Origin of the sequence: Zavarzinia aquatilis, from assembly GCF_003173035.1 — a bacterium.
Classification (GTDB): Bacteria; Pseudomonadota; Alphaproteobacteria; order Zavarziniales; family Zavarziniaceae; genus Zavarzinia; species Zavarzinia aquatilis.
Genome location: NZ_QGLE01000004.1, coordinates 224951 through 243196, shown reverse-complemented (window position 1 = coordinate 243196; position 18246 = coordinate 224951). Strand labels below are relative to the sequence as shown.

Here is an 18246-nt window from a genome sequence, read left to right as displayed (position 1 = left end):
TCATGACCAAGTGGGTGTATACCTTCGGTGACGGCAAGGCCGACGGCCGCGCCGACATGAAGAACCTTCTGGGCGGCAAGGGCGCGAACCTCGCCGAAATGTCCCATCTGGGGCTGCCGGTGCCGCCGGGCTTCACCATCACGACGGAAGTCTGCACCTATTATTACGACCACGGCAAAACCTACCCCGACACGCTGACCGGCGATGTCCGCGCGGCGGTCGCCGATGTCGGCGCCAAGGTCGGCGCGATCTTCGGCGACAAGGACAATCCGCTGCTGGTCTCGGTCCGCTCGGGCGCGCGCGCCTCGATGCCGGGCATGATGGACACGGTCCTCAACCTCGGCCTCAACGACGAGACGGTGGCCGGCCTCGCCCGGCAGGCGGGCGACGAGCGTTTCGCCTATGACAGCTATCGCCGCTTCATCCAGATGTATTCCGATGTCGTGCTCGACGTCGGCCATCATCATTTCGAGGAAATCCTCGAAATCCACAAGGAAGAGAAGGGTTACACCCTCGACACCGAACTGACCACCGCCGACCTCAAGGCGCTGATCGTCGAATACAAGGCCAAGGTCGCGGCGGAACTGGGCCAACCCTTCCCCGTCGACGTGAACGAGCAGCTGTGGGGCGCCATCGGCGCCGTCTTCGGCTCGTGGCGCAATGCCCGGGCCGAGACCTATCGCCGCCTGAACGACATTCCCGAAAGCTGGGGCACGGCGGTCAACGTCCAGGCCATGGTCTTCGGCAACATGGGCGAGACCTCGGCCACCGGCGTCGCCTTCACCCGCAACCCCTCGACCGGCACCGCCGAGATCTACGGCGAATATCTGATCAACGCGCAAGGGGAAGACGTCGTCGCCGGCATCCGCACCCCGCAATATCTGTCGAAGGCGGCCCGGGTCGCCGCGGGCGATACCAAGCCCTCGATGGAAGAAAGCCTGCCGGAAGTCTTCACCCAGCTGGTCGAGGTGTTCCACACGCTGGAGCGGCATTACCGCGACATGCAGGACATCGAATTCACCGTCCAGCGCGGCAAGCTGTGGATGCTGCAGACCCGCTCGGGCAAGCGCACCGCCAAGGCCGCGCTGAAGATCGCGGTGGAGCTGGCCGGGGAAGGCCTGATCGACCGCGAGACGGCGATCCTGCGCGTCGACCCGCAGATGCTGGACCAGCTGCTGCACCCGACCCTCGACCCCAAGGCCCCGCGCGAGATCCTGACGCGCGGCCTGCCGGCCTCGCCCGGCGCCGCCTCGGGCATCATCAGCTTCACGGCGGACGATACCGAGAAACTGGCGGCTTCGGGCCGCAAGGTCATCCTGGTGCGCGCCGAAACCTCGCCGGAAGACATCCACGGGATGCACGCGGCGCAGGGCATCCTGACCTCGCGCGGGGGCATGACCTCCCACGCCGCCGTGGTCGCGCGCGGCATGGGCCGGCCTTGCGTCTCGGGCGCGGGCGCCCTGAAGATCGACGCCAATGCCCAGACCATGACCGTCATGGGCAAGGTGCTGAAACGCGGCGACGTCATCACCATCGACGGCGCGACCGGCGAAGTGATGCTGGGCGAAGTGCCGACGGTGCAGCCCGAGTTGTCGGGCGATTTCTCGACCCTGATGGGCTGGGCCGACTCGGTCCGCCGCCTCAAGGTGCGCACCAACGCCGAGACCCCGCTCGACGCCGAGACTGCGCGCCGCTTCGGCGCCGAAGGCATCGGCCTGTGCCGGACCGAGCATATGTTCTTCGAGGCGGACCGCATCCTTGCCGTCCGCGAGATGATCCTCTCGGCCGAGAAGGCGGGGCGCGAGGCGGCCCTCGCCAAGCTGCTGCCGGTGCAGCGCGGCGACTTCGTGAAGCTGTTCGAGATCATGGCCGGCCTGCCGGTCACCATCCGCCTGCTCGATCCGCCGCTGCATGAATTCCTGCCCCACACCGAGGCCGAACTGGCCGAGGTCGCCGCCGCCGCCGGCGTGCCGGTCAGCGTGATCAAGACGCGGGCCCACGACCTCGCCGAGGCCAACCCGATGCTGGGCCATCGCGGCTGCCGTCTCGGCATCACCTATCCCGAAATCTACGAGATGCAGGCCCGCGCGATCTTCGAGGCGGCCATCGAGGTGGGCGAGAAGGCCGGATCGACGGTCACGCCGGAGATCATGATCCCGCTGGTCGCGACCAAGGCCGAACTGGACATCCTGAAGGACAGGATCGCCATCGTCGCCAAGGCGGTCGCGGCCGAGAAGGGCAAGGACATTCCCTATCTGATCGGCACCATGATCGAGCTGCCGCGCGCGGCGCTGCGCGGCGGGGAGATCGCCGAGACGGCGGAATTCTTCTCCTTCGGCACCAACGACCTGACCCAGACCACCTTCGGCATCTCGCGCGACGACGCCGCCCATTTCCTGGACGACTACCTGCGCGCCGGCATCTTCCAGAAGGACCCCTTCGTCTCGATCGACGAGGATGGCGTGGGCGAACTGGTGCGCATCGCGGCGGAGCGCGGCCGCAAGACCCGCGAGAAGCTGAAGCTCGGCATCTGCGGCGAGCATGGCGGCGACCCCGCCTCCATCGCCTTCTGTGAGAAGGTCGGGCTCGACTATGTCTCCTGCTCGCCCTATCGCGTGCCGATCGCCCGCCTTGCCGCGGCGCAGGCGGCGCTGCACAAGTAAGGCTGAGAGAGCGGGATCCCCACCTCACCCCGGCCCTCTCCCCCCTGAAGGGCGGAGAGGGAGACGAAACCCTCTCCTCCTGGGAGGAGAGGGCAGGGTGAGGAGGGAACCTCGGCGTCCCGACGGGAGAGCGCGACCATGACCACGATCGACTTCGTCTTCGGTGCCTCCAGCCGCTATTCCTATCTGGCGGTCAGCCAGTTGCCGAAACTCGAGGCGGAATTCGGCGTCCGCTTCCGCTGGCGGCCGGTGACCACCATCGCCCTGGTGCGTCAGGCGCGGGGCGGCGGCTCCACCCCCTTCGACGGGGCGCCGCCGGCCATGCAGTATGATTTCAAATGGCGCCGGCAGGACGCGGAAGCCTGGGCCGCGCTCTACGGCATTCCCTTCCGCGAGCCGCATGGCCGCTTGAAATACGATGCCGCGCTGCTGAACCTCGGCTGCGTCGCCGCCGACGTGATGGGCGCCCTTCAGGGCTTCGTGCCGGCCCTGCAGCGGGAAATCTTCGTGACCGACCGGGCGGGCGAGATCACCCAGGCGGATATCGTCGCGGTCGCGCGCGGCGCCGGCCTCGACCCCATCGCCTTCGCCACCCTGATCGACGACGCCGGCACCAGGACGGCCGCGCAGGCGATCCAGGACGAGGCGGTGGCCAAGGGCGCCTTCGGCGTGCCGACCTTCCTCGTCGACGGCAAGGTGATCTGGGGCAACGACCGCATCCCCCTCCTGAAACATCATCTGGCGACGCGCGCATGACCCTCGACGAGTTGCGGAACGGCGGCAAGGGCGCCATGGCGAAAGCCCTCGCAAGGATCGAGCGCGACCCGCATGGCGCCGCCACCATCGCCCTGCTCGACGCCGCCTGGAATGACCCCCGCGCCCATGTCATCGGCCTGACCGGGCCGCCGGGGGTGGGCAAATCCACCCTGACCTCCGCCCTCATCAACCGCTGGCGGCGCGAGGGGCTGACGGTCGGCGTGATCGCGGTCGACCCGTCGTCGCGGCGGACCGGCGGCGCCCTGCTGGGCGACCGCACCCGGCTGATCGTCGATGCCGAGGATCAGGGCATCTTCGTCCGCTCCATGGCGGCGCGCGACCGGTTGGGCGGCCTCGCCGCCCTCACCTTCCCGGCGATGGTGCTGATGCGCGCGGCCTATGACCGGGTGCTGATCGAGACCGTCGGCGTCGGCCAGTCGGAAACCGACGTGACCCAGGTCGCCGATACGGTCGTCTTCTGCGTCCAGCCGGCGTCCGGCGATTCGCTGCAATTCATGAAGGCCGGCATCGTCGAGATTCCCCATGTCGCCGTCGTCACCAAGGCCGACCTCGGCGCCCCGGCGACGCGAGCGCGGGCCGACCTCGTCGGCGCCCTGTCGCTGGCGGAGGATGTGACGGGCTGGAAGGTGCCGGTCATCCTGCTGTCGTCGAGCACGGGCAATGGCGTCGACGGGCTGATGAATGCCCTCGCCGACCATTTCCGCCACCTGACCGAAACCGGCGCCGGCAAGGCCCAGCGCGCCGAACAGGGCGCCGCCTGGCTGACGGAAAGCGTGCGGGAAGAATTCGGCAAGCGCGGCCTCGCCGCCGCTGCCGGCCTGATCGCGGCAAGCGAAGGCTCCCCCTTCGGGCGGGCCGCCGGCATCATCGACAGGCTCAGCGCAGGGCGTTGAGAGTCGCGGTCACCCCGATCAGGGCGAGGACGAGCAGCGAAATCCGCCGGTGGTGCGCGGCGCCGTAACGCTCGAACAGCCATACCCCCAGCCAGTCGCCGAACAGCAGGCAGGGCAAGGCGAGGCCGAACTGTACCGGCGAGATTTCGTCGATCTTGCCGGTCACGCAATAGCCGGCGATCGAGATGAAGGCCGAGACGTTGAAAAAGGCCATCAGCGTGCCGCGGGCTTTACGCGCGTCAGGCTCCGTCCCCAGCAGATAGACGACGATGGGCGGCCCCGGGATCGCCAGCGCCCCGCCCATGAAACCGGCCGAGAATCCGACCGGCAGGGCAAGGCCCCGTCCCGCCCCGCTCATCACCCCCGTCCGCCACAACAGGATGGCGGAGCCGAGCACGCCAAGGCCGATCAGCAGGCGCATGACATCGCCCGGCAGCCAGTCCAGCACCAGGACACCGAGCGGCGTGCCGATCAGGCTGCCGATCAGCAAGGGCTTCAGCAGGCCCCGGTCGGCCTGCCGCAGCGAGGGCCGCAGGTTCTTCACCCCCGCGGTCAGCGACAGCAGGGCGCAGAGCACGACCGCCCGCGCCGGCTCGATCACGAGGACGAGCAGCGGCATGGCGGCAAGGGCGAAGCCAAAGCCGGAAAAGGCACGCAGCACCGCCGCGGCGACGATGGTGACGCCGAAGAAGGCGAAGCCCGGGGCGTCGAGCCCGCCAAAATCCAGAATGTCGATTTCAACTCGTCCTTTTTGGCGCCGCCCGCGGTCCCAGTTCTTCGAGCACGATCCGCCGCATCAGATCAAGCGCCGCGTTTTCCGCCCTATTGGGATCATGGGCGATCTGGAACAGCTGTTCGCGGCTGAACAGGTCGGGCCTTATCGAGCGCAGGCGTCCGGCCGCGACGAAGGCGGCGGCGTAATGTTCCGGCAGATAGCCGAGGAAGCCGCCCGACAGGATCAGCCGCGCCTCCGCCTCCATGTCCGAGACGGTGGCATGGGCGCCGGATATGGCGAAAATCTTCAGGTCGCGCCCGCCCCAATAGTCGCGCCCGACGATACGGTGCCGGCGCACCATGTCGACGTCGATGTCCGCGTCGGGAATGCCGAACAGCGGATGATCCTTGCCGCAATAGAAGCGCTGCGCCTCGGCATAGAGGTCTTCGTAGGCAAGGCCGAGGACCATGCGCGGGAAGGACGCGATGGCGACATGCAGCGTGCCGGTGACGACTTCGCGCAGCAGATCGTCGGGCGCGCCGCTGGTGATGTTCAGCCGGACTTCGGGCGCCGCCGCGACGAAACGGGCGAAGACCCTTTCGAGCGGCGCCCGGGGGTCGCTGATCGTATTGTCGACAAGGCCGATGGACAAAGTGCCGTGCAGCTTGTCGCGCAGCGATCGCATCCGCGCATCGAAGTGATCCATGGTGCCGAGCAGGCGCTTCACCTCGGCATAGACCGCCTGGCCTTCGGCGGTGAGGGAAAAGCCGCCCCGCCCGCGCCGGCACAGGGTGACACCGAGCCGCAGCTCCAGCCCTGTCATGTGACTGGAAATGGTCGACAGGGACAGGTTCAGCTTGGCCTGGGCCGCGGCGAAACCGCCGGACTCGACGATCGTCACGAAGACGCGCAACAATCTGAGGTCGGTCGTATCCAGTGCCATTGCCGAAACTTCGATGATGATCGAAGTGAGTTTCGACTCTTCGTCATTTTTCCACAAGGGCGTCGCTGTTGTTCTGATCGCAGGACGCCGTCCCGGGAGATCGAACCATGCACAAGAACAGCCCCGCGAAGCCGAGCCGCCGCGCCGTGCTGGCCGGGGGCGCCGCCGCCCTCGCCGCCTCCACCATCGGCTTTCCGAGCATCCTGCGCGCCGCCGACAAGACCCTGAAGGTCGGCGTCTATGGCGGCTACTTCAAGGAATCCTTCGACAAGCACATCTTCACGGAATTCACCAAGGCGAGCGGCATCGCCATCGAATCCGTGGCCGAGCCGACGGGTGAAGCCTGGCTCGTCCAGCTCGAACAGGCCGCGCGGGCGAAACAGGCCCCGGCCGACGTCTCGATGATCTCCCAGACCTCGATGCTGAAGGGCCAGTCGGTCGAACTCTGGGCCCCGCTCGACGAAGCGAAGATCCCGGGCGCGAAGAATGTCCACAGCCACCTGCAGAACCGCTATCCGGACGGCCGCCTGTGCGGCGTCGGCGCGGTGTCGTGGTACATCACCCTCGTCTCCAACACCAAGGTCTTCCCCGAGGCGCCGACCAGCTGGGCCGAACTGTGGGATGCGAAGCACAAGGACCAGCTCGGCCTCCTGGCCCTCGTCTCCAACAGCTTCCTGCTCGAGGTGACGGCGACCACCTTCTTCGGCGGCACCAAGATGCTGGATACCGAGGAGGGCATCCTGAAGGCGATGGAAAAGATCGCCGAGCTGAAGCCCAACGTGAAACTGTGGTACCGCGACGAGGCCCAGTTCGAGCAGGCGCTGAAGTCGGGCGAAATTCCGATGGGCCAATATTACCACGACGTCACCGGCCTTGCCGCCGCCGACGGTCACCCGGTGCGCTCGACCTTCCCCAAGGAAGGCGGCATCAACGATTCCGGCAGCTGGGCGGTCTCCAAGGCCTCGAAGGCGGTCGATCTCGCCCAGGTCTTCATCGAATACATGTGCCAGCCGTCCATCCAGGCCCTGCTGTCGCGGAAAGTCGGCACCTCGCCCACCATCGACGCCAAGCTGACCGACCTCACCCCCGAGGAATTCGCCGCCGTCTCGTCGGAGATCGCGCCGATCGTGCCGCGTTACGACCTCTATCAGGAAAAGGCCGACTGGCTGAGCCAGAAGTGGACCGAACTGATCGTCGGCTGATGTCCGCCGACCCAGCCCTGCCCGGCCCTGCCGGGCGGGGGCGGAGGGGGATGATGCGTATCTTCGCCCCCTCCGCTCCCTTTTTCTTCCCGTGGCGCCTGGCGCGGCGATCCCGACCCTGAAGGACTTCGCATGTCCGGCCTCGTTCTCGATCATCTCGTCAAGCGTTACGGCGCCTTCACCGCCGTCCATGACGCCGCCCTGCGCATCCCGCACGGCCAGTTCGTCTGCCTGCTCGGCCCGTCGGGCTGCGGCAAGACCACCCTGCTGCGCATGATCGCCGGGCTCGACGCGCCGAGCGGCGGGCGCATCCTGATCGACGATGCCGACATCACCGAAACCCCGGCGCACCAGCGCGACTTCGGCATGGTCTTCCAGTCCCTCGCCCTGTTTCCGCATCTGACGGTGGGCGAGAATATCGCCTATCCCTTGCGCATCCGCGGCAAGTCGAAAGAGGACCAGCGCGCGGCGGCGGAGCGGCTGCTGAGCCTCGTCCGCCTGCCCGGCGTCGCCGACCGGCCGGTGTCCAAACTCTCGGGCGGGCAGCGCCAGCGCATCGCCATCGCCCGGGCGCTGGCCCTGTCACCCCGCCTGTTCCTGCTCGACGAACCGCTGTCCGCCCTCGACGCCAAGCTGCGCGAGGCGATGCAGATCGAATTGAAGCAGCTGCAGCAACAGCTGGGCATCACCACCATCGTCGTCACCCACGACCAGCGCGAGGCCATGACCATGGCCGACCTCGTCGTCGTCATGTCCGAGGGGCGCATCCTGCAGGCGGCGCCGCCGGTCGAGGTCTATCGCCGGCCGGCCAATGCCTTCGTCGCCGATTTCATCGGCATGACCAACCTGCTGCCCGGCACGGCGGCGGGGGCCGGGCGCATCGCCGTCGGCGGTGGCACGCTTGATGTTTCCGACGCCAACATCCCGGCCGACCTCGTGCTGTCGATCCGCCCGGAAGACGTGAAGATCCACGAGTCTGGCGAGGGCGCCAACCGCCTGCCCGGTACCGTCACCTTCATCCGCGATCTCGGCGCCTCGGTCGAGGTGCGGGCCGAGGTCGCGGGCCAGGAGATCGTCGCGGTGACCGCGCCCAAGCACCGGCCCGCCGTCGCCGCCGGGGCGACGGTATCGGTGGAGTTCCCGGCCGAAGCCTGCGTGGTGCTGGCGAAATGAGCAAGCCCAGCCCGCGCCGCCTGGCGGATTACGCCCCCATCGCCTTTCCCGCGGGCATGTTGCTGGCCTTCTTCGTGGTGCCCTTCGGCATCATGATCGCGATTTCCTTCTATCACCGGGTGCAGGGCGGCTTTTACGAGCCGGCCTTCGAATTCGCCAATTACGAACGCTTCCTCACCGCCTTCTTCGGCGGCGTGCTCGGCTTCTCGCTCGGCCTGTCGTCGCTGGTCGCCGTGGTCGCCGTGCTGCTGGCCTTTCCCTTCACCTGGCTGCTCGTGCGGCAGCGCCGGCAGGTGCAGGTGATCTGGCTCGTCTTCCTCCTCTCCGTGCTCTCCTTGTCGGAAGTGATCATCGGCTTTGCCTGGTCGACCCTGTTCTCGAAGACGGCGGGCATCACCAATCTTTTCGTCGCCCTCGGCCTCATGGATCAGGCGGTCTCGCTCTATCCCTCCTTCGGCGCCGTGCTGGCGGGCATGGTCTATCAGGCCTTTCCCTATACGGTCCTCGTGCTCTATCCCGCGCTCTCGCGGCTCGACCCGACGCTGGTCGAGGCGGCGCGCACGCTGGGCGCCTCGCCCTTCCGGGCCTTCTTCAACGTGATTGTGCCGTCGCTGCGCAACACGATCCTGGCGACGATCATCATGGTCTTCGTCTTCGCCCTCGGCTCCTACCTGCTGCCGCAGCTCCTTGGCCGGCCGCAGCAATGGACCCTGTCGGTGCTGATCACCGATCAGGCGATCTACCAGTCGAACATGCCCTTCGCCTCGGCCATGGCGGTGTTCCTCGTCCTCGTCAGCCTCGGCCTCGTCGGCCTGTCCCTCCTCTTCGGCCAGCGGGAGAAAGCATGATGGGCACCTGGCCGAGCCGCCTCGTCTTCGCCTGTTTCGGGCTCTTCCTCGCCGCGCCGTTGGCGGTCGTCGCCGGGGTCGCGGTCAACGAGAAGAAGTCGCTGACCTTCCCGCCCGAGGGTTTCTCGCTGTCGTGGTTCGGCGAGATCTTCGCCAATCCCGAATGGTTCTCGGCTCTCCTCGCCAGTGTCGGTGTCGCGGCTTCCGCCTCGGTGCTCGCGGTGCTGATCGCCCTGCCCATCGCCTGGTTCCTGTGGCGCTGGCACGCGCCCTTCGCGCGGATCGTGCAGGTGCTGGGCCTTGCGCCCTTCATCCTGCCGCCGGTGATCACCGCCCTCGGCTTCCTCGCCTTTTGGTCGGAACTCGGCCTTTATGGCGAGCCCTGGACCGTGGTGATCAGCCACGGCATCTTCTTCGTCACCCTGCCCCTCGTCACCCTGACCCTCGGGTTCGATGCGATCGACGGCGCCCTGGTCGAGGCCGCCGCGACCATGGGCGCGGACGAGAAGACCGTGCTGCGCACCATCGTCTTCCCGCTGATCCGGCCTTACATCGTCTCCGGCCTCGCCTTTGCCTTCGTGCTGTCGCTGAACGAATATATCGTCGCCTACATGGTCGTCGGCTTCACCGTCGAGACCCTGCCGATCAAGATCTTCAACGCCCTGCGCTATGGCTACACACCGACCATGGCGGCGGTCAGCATTCTCTTCGTCGCCGTTGCGGCCGCCGTCTTCGGCCTGATCGCGCGCTTCGGCGACCTTCCCCGGCTCATGGGCGCCTGGTCGCCCAGGGACGAGTAACCGCGTTTATCTGAGGAGAGACCTGCCATGTTCGATGCCAAGAAGCTCGACGCCCTGCGCGCCAAATACGGCAATGCCGGCGGCGAGGTGATGTTCAGCGACGAGTTCAAGCGCGTCGCCGAAGTCCAGTTCTCGGCGGGCGGGCGGCGCATGATGCCCTTCGCCGGCGTCTCCACCTTCCTCGACGCGGAATACAAGCCCGATGCCGCCGACCTGCCCGATTTCGGCGGCATCGACATCGCTCTCGTCGGCGTGCCGATGGACCTCGGCGTCACCAATCGCGCCGGCTCCCGCTTCGGGCCGCGCGCCGTCCGCACGGTCGAGCGCGTCGGGCCTTACGAACATGTCCTGAAGGTCGTGCCCCTCGCCGAGGCCAAGGTGGCCGATATCGGCGACGTGCCCTTCCGCAGCCGCTTCAGCCTCGAATCCTGCCATCAGGACATCGTGCAGTTCTTCACCAAACTGTGCGGCGCCGGGATCATCCCGCTGTCGGTCGGCGGCGATCATTCGATTTCCCAGTCGATCCTGGCCGGTATCGCCTCGAAGCACGGGCCGGTGGGCATGGTGCATTTCGATGCCCATTGCGACACCTCCGGTCCCTATGAAGGCAGCAAGTTCCAGCATGGCGGCCCGTTCCGCGAGGCGGTTCTGGCCGGCCATCTCGACCCCGAGCGCACGGTGCAGATCGGCATCCGCGGCGCCGCCGAATATCTGTGGGACTTCTCCTACGACAGCGGCATGACCGTGATCCACGCCGAAGAGGTCTCGAAGATCGGCACCGACGCCATCATCGAGACGGTGAAGAAGGTCACCGGCGGCGGCCCGACCTATATCTCGCTCGACGTCGACTGCCTCGATCCCGTGTTCGCGCCGGGCACCGGCACGCCCGAGATCGGCGGCATGACCAGCCGCGAGGTGATGGCGATCCTGCGCGGTATCGCCGGCATCAACGTCGTCGGCGGCGACGTGGTCGAGATCGCGCCGCAATACGACGCCACCACCAATACCGCCCAGCTCGGCGCCCAGATCATGTTCGAGATCCTGTGCCTGCAGGTCATCAACCTGAAGAACAAGCGAGCCTGATCGTGACGAAACCCAACGCGGCCCTGATCCGCAGCCTGAAAGCCCCCCTGTCCTTCGAGTGCCGGGAAATGCCGCAGCCCGGCCCCGGCGAAATTCTGATCGAGGTCGCGGCCTGCGGCGTCTGCCATTCCGACGTCCATGCCGCCGATGGCGACTGGAACCCGCTGCCCTCGATCCCCCTCGTCCCCGGCCACGAAGTGACCGGACGGGTGGCGAAGCTGGGCACGGGCGTCAGCCATCTCTCGGTCGGCCAGGCGGTCGGCGTCGCCTGGATGGGCGGGGCCTGCGGGCGCTGCGAGGCCTGCCTGAACGGCATGGAGACCATCTGCGCCCTGGGCGAGGCGACGGGTTATACCCGCGACGGCGGCTATGCCAGCCATGTCGTCGCCAGGGCCGATTTCGTCATCGCCCTGCCGGACGATGCCGACCTTACCGCCATCGCGCCCATTCTCTGCGCCGGGGTCACCACCTATCGCGCCCTGAAGCGATCGGGTGCGCGGCCCGGGCAATTCGTCGGCATCGTCGGCATTGGCGGGCTTGGCCATGTCGCCGTGCAATATGCCAAGGCGATGGGCTTCCGCCCGGTCGCCGTCGACGTCGCGGCGGAGAAACTGGCCCTCGCCACCAGCCTCGGCGCCGAGGTGACGGTCGCGGCCGGCCCCGGCGCGGTCGATGCCGTGCGGGACGCGACGAAGGGCGGCCTTCATGCCGTCGTCGTCTGCGCCACCTCGCCCCGCGCCTTCGAGTCCGGCCTCGACATGCTGCGCCCGGGCGGCACCGCCGTCTTCGTCGGCCTGCCGCCGACCGACGCCGACCGCATCCCGGTCTCGATCAGCCTGACGGCGAATTTCGAGCGCTCGATCCGCGGCTCCAACGTCGGCACCCGGCTCGACCTTGCCGAAGCCGTCGACTTCGCCCTGCGCGGCCTCGTCAAATGCCAGATCGAGACCCTGCCCTTCGAGGCCGCCAACGACGCCCTCGACCGCCTGCGCGAGGGCAAGGTCGAAGGCCGCCTCGTCCTGACCCTGAGCTGAGGAACACCGCCATGCGCATCGCCACCTATCAGGGCCCGCACGATCCCCTCGACAAGGCGGGCGTCCTCGCCCGGATCGACGACGCGGCCCGGGCGGTGGCGGCGCAGGGCGCCCGCCTCCTCGTCTGTCCCGAGATGGTCCTCAGCGGTTACAACATCGGCCGGGCCGGTGCCACGGCGGCGGCGGAGGCGGCGGACGGCCCCTCCGCCCGCGCCATCGCCGGGATCGCGAAGAAGCACGGCATCGCCATCGCCTATGGCTACCCCGAGGTGGGCGAGGCCGGCGAAGTCTATAATTCGGCGCAGGTCTTCGACCGGGATGGCACCGCCCTCGTCAATCATCGCAAGTGCCATCTGTTCGGCGACCTCGACCGCAACGCCTTCGCGCCCGGCGCCGGCCTCGCGCCCGTGTTCGAGATCGACGGCATCAAGACCGGCATCCTGATCTGCTACGACGTCGAATTCCCGGAATCGGTGCGGAGCTATGCCCTGCAAGGCGTGGAACTCGTGCTGGTGCCGACCGCGCTGATGCTGCCCTTCGACTTCATCCCCGAGAAGATGGTGCCGACCCGGGCCTTCGAGAACCAGGTCTTCATCGTCTATGCCAATCGCTGCGGCAGCGAGGGCGAGCTGACCTATGCCGGCCTGTCGGTCATCGCCGCGCCCGACGGCGTCGACCTCGCTCGCGCCGGCCGGGGCGAGGAGATCATCCTCGGCGATGTCGATTTTCCCGCCGCGGAAGCCGCGCGCGCGGCCAATCCCTATCTGGCCGACCGCCGGCCCGGCCTTTACCGGGCCGCGCCGTGACCGCGGCGCATCGCCCGGCGGAAGCGGGGGCGACCGCGCCCGTCACCATGTTCGGGCCGGACTTTCCCTTCGCCTATGACGACTTCCTGAAGCACCCCGCCGGCCTCGGCCGCCTGCCGGACGCGGCGAAGGGCACCCGCATCGCCATCGTCGGCGGCGGCATTTCCGGCATCGTCGCCGCCTACGAGCTGATGAAGCTCGGTCTTCATCCGGTCGTCTATGAAGCCGACCGGATCGGCGGGCGCCTGCGCTCCGAACCCTTTCCGGGTGGTGACGGCACCCTGGCCGAACTGGGCGCCATGCGTTTCCCGCCCTCGTCCCGCGCGCTCTATCATTACATCGACAAGATGGGGCTGGAGACCACGCCCTTTCCCAATCCGCTGTCGCCCGCGACGCCCTCGACCGTGATCGAGCTGGGCGGCCAGCGGCACTATGCCCGCACCCTCGCCGACCTGCCCCCCGTCTTCGCCGAGGTGGCGGAAGCCTGGCGCGCGGCCCTCGACGAGGGCGCCGATTTCACCGCCATGCAGGCGGCGATCCGGGCGCGCGACATCGCGCGGATCAAGGCGCTGTGGAACCCGCAGGTCGCCCGCCTCGACGAGGACAGTTTCTACGGCTTCATCTGCCGCTCGAAAGCCTTCTCGGCCTTGAGCTGGCGCCACCGGGAAATCTTCGGCCAGGTCGGCTTCGGCACCGGCGGCTGGGACACCGACTTTCCCAATTCGATGCTCGAGATCCTGCGCGTCATCTACACCAACGCGGACGAGGATCATCGCAGCGTTACGGGCGGGATCGAGCAGTTGCCGCGCCGCCTGTGGGCCGACGCACCGGCCGACATCGCCCATTGGCCCGCCGGCACCTCGCTCGCCACGCTTCACGGCGGCAATCCCCGTTCGGCAGTGGCGAAGATCGCGCGCGGCATCGGCGGCGGCGTCGCCATCACCGACCGCTGGGGCAATACCGAGGAATTCGCCGCCGCCGTCATCACCTGCCAGGTCTGGCTGCTGTCGGCCCGCATCGACTGCGAGGAGAGGCTGTTTTCCGCCCCCATGTGGATGGCGATGGAACGCACCCATTACATGCAGGCGTCGAAGACCTTCGTCATGGTCGACCGGCCGTTCTGGAAGGACGTCGATCCCGCGACCGGCCGCGACACGATGAGCATGACCCTGTCGGACCGGCTGACCCGCGGCACCTATCTGATCGACCAGGGCGAGGGGCGCCCGGGCGTGATCTGCCTGTCCTACACCTGGAACGACGACGCCCTGAAATGGCTGTCGCTGCCCGTCGACGAGCGGGTGCGCCTGATGCTGCATTCCCTCGCCCAGATCTACCCCGGGGTGGACATCCGCCGTCACATCGTCGGCCGGCCGATCACGGTGAGCTGGGAACAGGACCCCAATTTCATGGGCGCCTTCAAGGCCAACCTGCCCGGCCATTATCGCTATCAGCGCCTGCTGTTCAGCCATTTCGCCGAAGGCCGCGAAGCCCCCGATCATGCCGGCCTGTTCCTCGCCGGGGACGATATTTCCTGGACCGCCGGCTGGGCCGAAGGCGCGGTGACGACGGCGCTGAACGCCGTCGCCGGTGTCGTCCGCCACCTCGGCGGCGGCAGCGCCCCCGGCAACCCGGACCCCCTGGACCGCTGGGCCGATCTGGCGCCCGTGGCCCTGCCCGAATAGGATCGCTTTCAACATGACGGAAGCGGTGCGCCCCCTCTCGTCATGCCGGCGAAGGCCGGCATCTTTCACCGGCAAGGGCGCCCGCCCTGTCGAAAGGCCCCGGCCTGCGCCGGGGCGACGAATGCCATCATCTGTCTGAATATCGAGGAGTGCCCCGCATCATGCCGACTGTCGGCGAAAATCTGGTCCGCCTGCTCGAAGCCTATGGCACCGAAGTGATCTTCGGCATTCCGGGCGTCCATAATGTCGAGCTTTATCGCGGCCTCGCCGCCTCGCCGATCCGCCATGTGACGCCAAGGCACGAGCAGGGCGCGGGCTTCATGGCCGACGGTTATGCGCGGGCGACCGGCCGGCCCGGCATCTGCTTCACCATCACCGGGCCGGGCCTGACCAATATTCTGACCGCCATGGGCCAGGCCTATGCCGATTCCGTGCCCCTGCTGGTCATCGCCTCGGTCAACGCGACGACGGAACTCGGCACCGGCGAGGGGCGGCTGCATGAATTGCCGTCGCAGCGCGCCCTCGCCGCCGGGGTATCCGCCTTCGCCCAGACCATCCACCATCCGCGCCAGCTGGCGGAAGCCCTCGCCCGGGCCTTCGCCCTCTTCGCCGGGGGGCGGCCGCGGCCGGTCTATCTGGAAATCCCGGTCGACGTCATCGCCATGGATGGCACCGCCATCGACCTCGACCCGCATCTGCTGCCCAACCGGCCGGCCGGCGCGCCCCAGCCGCTGGCGGAAGCCGCCGCGATCCTGGGCCGGGCCGCGCGACCGCTGATCGTCGCGGGCGGCGGTGCTGTCGGCGGGGCCGCGCCCTTGCGCTGGATCGCCGAGCACCTGTCGGCCCCGGTGATCACCACGATCAACGCGAAAGGCCTGCTGCCGCCCGATCACGACCTGCTGGCGGGAGAGAATCTGGCGGCGGCTCCTTTACGCGCCGAACTGGCCAAGGCGGATGTCATCCTCGCCGTCGGCACCGAATTCGGCGAGACGGAAATGTACCCCGGCCCGGTCGAGCTGGATATTCCGGGCAAGCTGGTCCGCATCGACATCGACCCCGAGCAATTGATGCGCGGCCCCCGGGCGAGCCTGCCGATCCTCGGCGATGCCGAACTGTCCTTGCGCGATATCGCGGTTCACCTTGAACACACGATCCCCAAGATCGGCGGCGACGTCAGGGCCAAGGCGATCCGAAAGGCGATGGCGGCGCAGTTGCCGGATTACGCGAGGCGTCACATCCCGGTGATGGCGGCGATCGACAAGGCCCTGCCCGACGCCATCGTGGTCGGCGATTCCGCCGAACCGGTCTATGCCGCCAACCAGTTCTTCCACCCGCGGGACTTGCGGCGTTTCTTCAACGCCTCGACCGGCTACGGCACGCTCGGCTACGGCCTGCCGGCGGGGATCGGCGCCAAGCTCGGCCGGCCGGACCTGCCCGTGGTCGTCCTCGCCGGTGACGGCGGCGTGCTCTTCACCATCGCGGAGCTGGCGGCGGCGGTCGAGGCCAAGGTGCCGGTGATCCTCGTCCTGTGGAACAATGGCGGTTATGGCGAGATCCGCAACTACATGACCGGGCGGGGCATCACGCCCGTCGCGGTCGATCTGGTGGTGCCGGACCTTGTCGCCGTCGCGCGCGGCTTCGGCTGCGCGGCGGAGCGGATCGCCGACCTCGGCCATTTCGCCACCGCGATCGCCCGGGCGACGGCGCGCGACGTGCCGACGGTGCTTGAACTCGTCGCCGGCCATACCGACATCGGGGGCTGAAGGAGACCCCCGATGAGCGAGAAGGTAAAGAAGACCGAGGCGGAATGGCGCGCGCAGCTCACCCCGCTGCAATATGCCGTCACCCGCCAGAAGGCGACCGAGCGGCCGCACACCGGCGCCTACGATCAGGAATGGCGCCCGGGCACCTATCGCTGCATCGGCTGCGGCCAGGAATTGTTCGAGTCGGACACGAAGTTCGACGCCGGCTGCGGCTGGCCCAGTTTCTCGGCGCCGGTGAGCCGCGAGGCGGTCGCGACCGAGGTCGACCACAGCCACGGCATGACCCGGGTCGAAGTCCTGTGCTCGCGCTGCGATGCCCACCTCGGCCATGTCTTTCCGGACGGGCCGGGGCCGACCGGGCTTCGCTTCTGCATCAACTCGGCGTCCCTCGATCTCGATCCGGAAAAAGCCTGAGGGCGAAGGCCCGGCTCTGCTTGCGGATGTCGGGCACGGCGGTGATTTCCCACAGGGCGCCTTTGCACGGCGGGCCGAGGGCGAACAGCCGCCGGCTGGCCGTGCCATCGGCCGCGATCAGGCCGAAATTCTCGTCGACATCGAACCCGAGGCCGAGGCTGTCGGGCCGGGCGAGGCCCCGGTCCAGCAAATGGCGGACGAGAGGCGCGGAAATGCGCCGGTAATCGACCGATACGCCGGTGCAATTGACGGCGAAAGCCGCCGTCAGCCGCTCCGCCGCGCCGCCGCCCTTGGGGCCGAGGGAAATGGCGAGCCCTTCCGGCGCCGCCGCCCAGCCCCGGATGCGCCCGGCCTTCACGGCGAATTGCCCGGCATCGCGCAGGGCGAAAATCCCCTCCGCCACCTGGGGCGCCATGCGGTGGCGATGCACTTCCCACCATGGCCGCAGATGGCGCAGGAAGCGCTGCCGCTCTGCCAGCGGCAGGGCGCGCCACAGGTCCTGCGTCGCCGGGCGCAGGGCGTCGATCACGCTGCGCCAGCCGATGCCTTCCAATGCCGCCTTGCGCACCTCGTCCCGCACCCGGCGCAGATAGGCGAGCGGGCGCGGATCCTCGCCGGGGACGAGGAAGGGCTTCCACGGCCGCGTCTGTTCGTGAACCGAAGGCAGCAGACCCCGGCGCGACAGGGCGGTGATGCGGCCGCGATGGCCACGCCGGCCGAGCAGGGTGACGACATCGACCGCCGTCAGCCCGGTGCCGAGGATGACAACGTCGTCGTCGGGGCCGATGCGGCCCAATTCGCCGTCGTCCCAGGGATCGCCGATCAGGCGGAAGGGATCGACCGCCGCCAACCCCTCGGGAAAGGGCCATTGCGGCGGATTGTTACCGGTGGCGACCACGACGAGGTCGACGCGACATCGGTCGCCGTCGGCGAATTTCAGGTCCACGCCGTCCGGCGCCTCGTCGACGCCGATCACCGGGCGGGCGCTGCGCTCGACCGTGACCGCCGGGGCGACCTGCGCCTCGGCCGCGGCCAATGTCTCGGCCAGATAGCGGCCATAGAGCCCACGCGGCATAAAGGCGTGGCCCGACGGCGGCACCGCCGGGCCAGGCAGATCGCCAGCCCAGAGCCAGCGCAGGAAATGCGACGGATCGTCCTCGAAGGCGCTCATGTTCGCCGCGCGCACATTCAGAAGATGATCGGCATGGGCGGTGGAATAGGCGAGACCCGGCCCGAACACGCCCGAACGCTCGTGGAGCAGGATGTGCGAGCCCGGGGGCAGCCGCCGCAACAATTCGAGCGCGGTCTGCGTCCCCGTGAACCCCGCCCCGATGATCGCCAGCCGCATGATCGCGCCTCCGGATTTAATCAACATATACATAAAGTAGTTATTTTCTTTTAACATGATGGTTGCAAGGCGCGCCCCCGTCAAGCCGGGGCGGGACTAACC

Annotated in this window: 16 protein-coding genes; 13 read left to right on the top strand and 3 right to left on the bottom strand. The window is 68.2% G+C overall.

Annotated features, from left to right (window positions below):
* Positions 1-2 precede the first annotated feature (2 nt).
* From ppdK to meaB, 3 genes are all read left to right on the top strand, one after another.
* A complete protein-coding gene (ppdK, locus tag DKG74_RS09510) occupies positions 3-2663 on the top strand; it encodes a pyruvate, phosphate dikinase (RefSeq protein WP_109905072.1) in 2661 nt (886 codons plus the stop codon).
* Positions 2664-2801: 138 nt separating this feature from the next.
* The gene (locus DKG74_RS09505) at positions 2802-3419 is read left to right on the top strand and encodes a 2-hydroxychromene-2-carboxylate isomerase (RefSeq protein WP_109905070.1); all 618 of its coding nucleotides are present in this window, start codon (positions 2802-2804) and stop codon (positions 3417-3419) included.
* Positions 3416-4333, top strand: a complete 918-nt coding sequence (gene meaB / locus DKG74_RS09500) for a methylmalonyl Co-A mutase-associated GTPase MeaB (RefSeq protein WP_109905068.1) — start codon at positions 3416-3418, stop codon at positions 4331-4333. The genes DKG74_RS09505 and meaB overlap by 4 nt, the downstream gene beginning before the upstream one ends.
* Here the strand turns inward: meaB and DKG74_RS09495 are convergent.
* Both DKG74_RS09495 and DKG74_RS09490 read right to left on the bottom strand, forming a co-directional pair.
* On the bottom strand, positions 4317-5009 hold the full coding sequence (locus tag DKG74_RS09495; RefSeq protein ID WP_279340867.1) for a sulfite exporter TauE/SafE family protein: 693 nt from the start codon (positions 5007-5009) through the stop codon (positions 4317-4319). The two genes, meaB and DKG74_RS09495, sit on opposite strands and share 17 nt — an antisense overlap.
* Positions 5010-5070: 61 nt before the next feature.
* A complete protein-coding gene (locus DKG74_RS09490) occupies positions 5071-5991 on the bottom strand; it encodes a LysR family transcriptional regulator (protein ID WP_109905210.1) in 921 nt (306 codons plus the stop codon).
* Between the two features lie 107 nt (positions 5992-6098).
* Between DKG74_RS09490 and DKG74_RS09485 the strand changes: the two genes are divergently transcribed.
* The 10 genes from DKG74_RS09485 (at position 6099) to msrB (ending at position 16796) form a co-directional block, all read left to right on the top strand.
* Positions 6099-7193 carry an ABC transporter substrate-binding protein gene (locus tag DKG74_RS09485; protein ID WP_109905064.1) on the top strand — a complete coding sequence of 365 codons (1095 nt, stop codon included), beginning with the start codon at positions 6099-6101 and terminating at the stop codon, positions 7191-7193.
* 132 nt (positions 7194-7325) lie between these two features.
* A complete protein-coding gene (locus DKG74_RS09480) occupies positions 7326-8366 on the top strand; it encodes an ABC transporter ATP-binding protein (RefSeq protein WP_109905062.1) in 1041 nt (346 codons plus the stop codon).
* Positions 8363-9214: an ABC transporter permease gene (locus tag DKG74_RS09475; RefSeq protein ID WP_109905060.1), complete on the top strand. Its 852-nt coding sequence runs from the start codon at positions 8363-8365 to the stop codon at positions 9212-9214. The genes DKG74_RS09480 and DKG74_RS09475 overlap by 4 nt, the downstream gene beginning before the upstream one ends.
* The gene (locus tag DKG74_RS09470; RefSeq protein WP_243404081.1) at positions 9211-10014 is read left to right on the top strand and encodes an ABC transporter permease; all 804 of its coding nucleotides are present in this window, start codon (positions 9211-9213) and stop codon (positions 10012-10014) included. Before DKG74_RS09475 ends, DKG74_RS09470 begins: the two co-directional genes overlap by 4 nt.
* 27 nt (positions 10015-10041) lie before the next feature.
* Entirely contained in the window at positions 10042-11097 is a 1056-nt protein-coding gene (gene speB / locus DKG74_RS09465) for an agmatinase (RefSeq protein WP_109905056.1), read from the top strand.
* Positions 11098-11099: 2 nt separating this feature from the next.
* A complete protein-coding gene (locus DKG74_RS09460; RefSeq protein ID WP_243404080.1) occupies positions 11100-12131 on the top strand; it encodes a zinc-dependent alcohol dehydrogenase in 1032 nt (343 codons plus the stop codon).
* Positions 12132-12142: 11 nt separating this feature from the next.
* Positions 12143-12937: a carbon-nitrogen hydrolase family protein gene (locus DKG74_RS09455; protein ID WP_109905054.1), complete on the top strand. Its 795-nt coding sequence runs from the start codon at positions 12143-12145 to the stop codon at positions 12935-12937.
* Positions 12934-14619 carry a flavin monoamine oxidase family protein gene (locus tag DKG74_RS09450; protein ID WP_243404079.1) on the top strand — a complete coding sequence of 562 codons (1686 nt, stop codon included), beginning with the start codon at positions 12934-12936 and terminating at the stop codon, positions 14617-14619. Before DKG74_RS09455 ends, DKG74_RS09450 begins: the two co-directional genes overlap by 4 nt.
* Positions 14620-14780: 161 nt before the next feature.
* Complete coding sequence (locus DKG74_RS09445; protein ID WP_109905052.1) at positions 14781-16382, top strand: 5-guanidino-2-oxopentanoate decarboxylase; 1602 nt, start codon at positions 14781-14783, stop codon at positions 16380-16382.
* A 12-nt stretch (positions 16383-16394) separates the two neighbouring features.
* On the top strand, positions 16395-16796 hold the full coding sequence (gene msrB / locus DKG74_RS09440; protein WP_109905050.1) for a peptide-methionine (R)-S-oxide reductase MsrB: 402 nt from the start codon (positions 16395-16397) through the stop codon (positions 16794-16796).
* Here msrB and DKG74_RS09435 read toward each other — a convergent pair.
* The gene (locus tag DKG74_RS09435) at positions 16756-18144 is read right to left on the bottom strand and encodes an FAD/NAD(P)-binding protein (protein ID WP_109905048.1); all 1389 of its coding nucleotides are present in this window, start codon (positions 18142-18144) and stop codon (positions 16756-16758) included. The two genes, msrB and DKG74_RS09435, sit on opposite strands and share 41 nt — an antisense overlap.
* Positions 18145-18246: the final 102 nt, after the last annotated feature.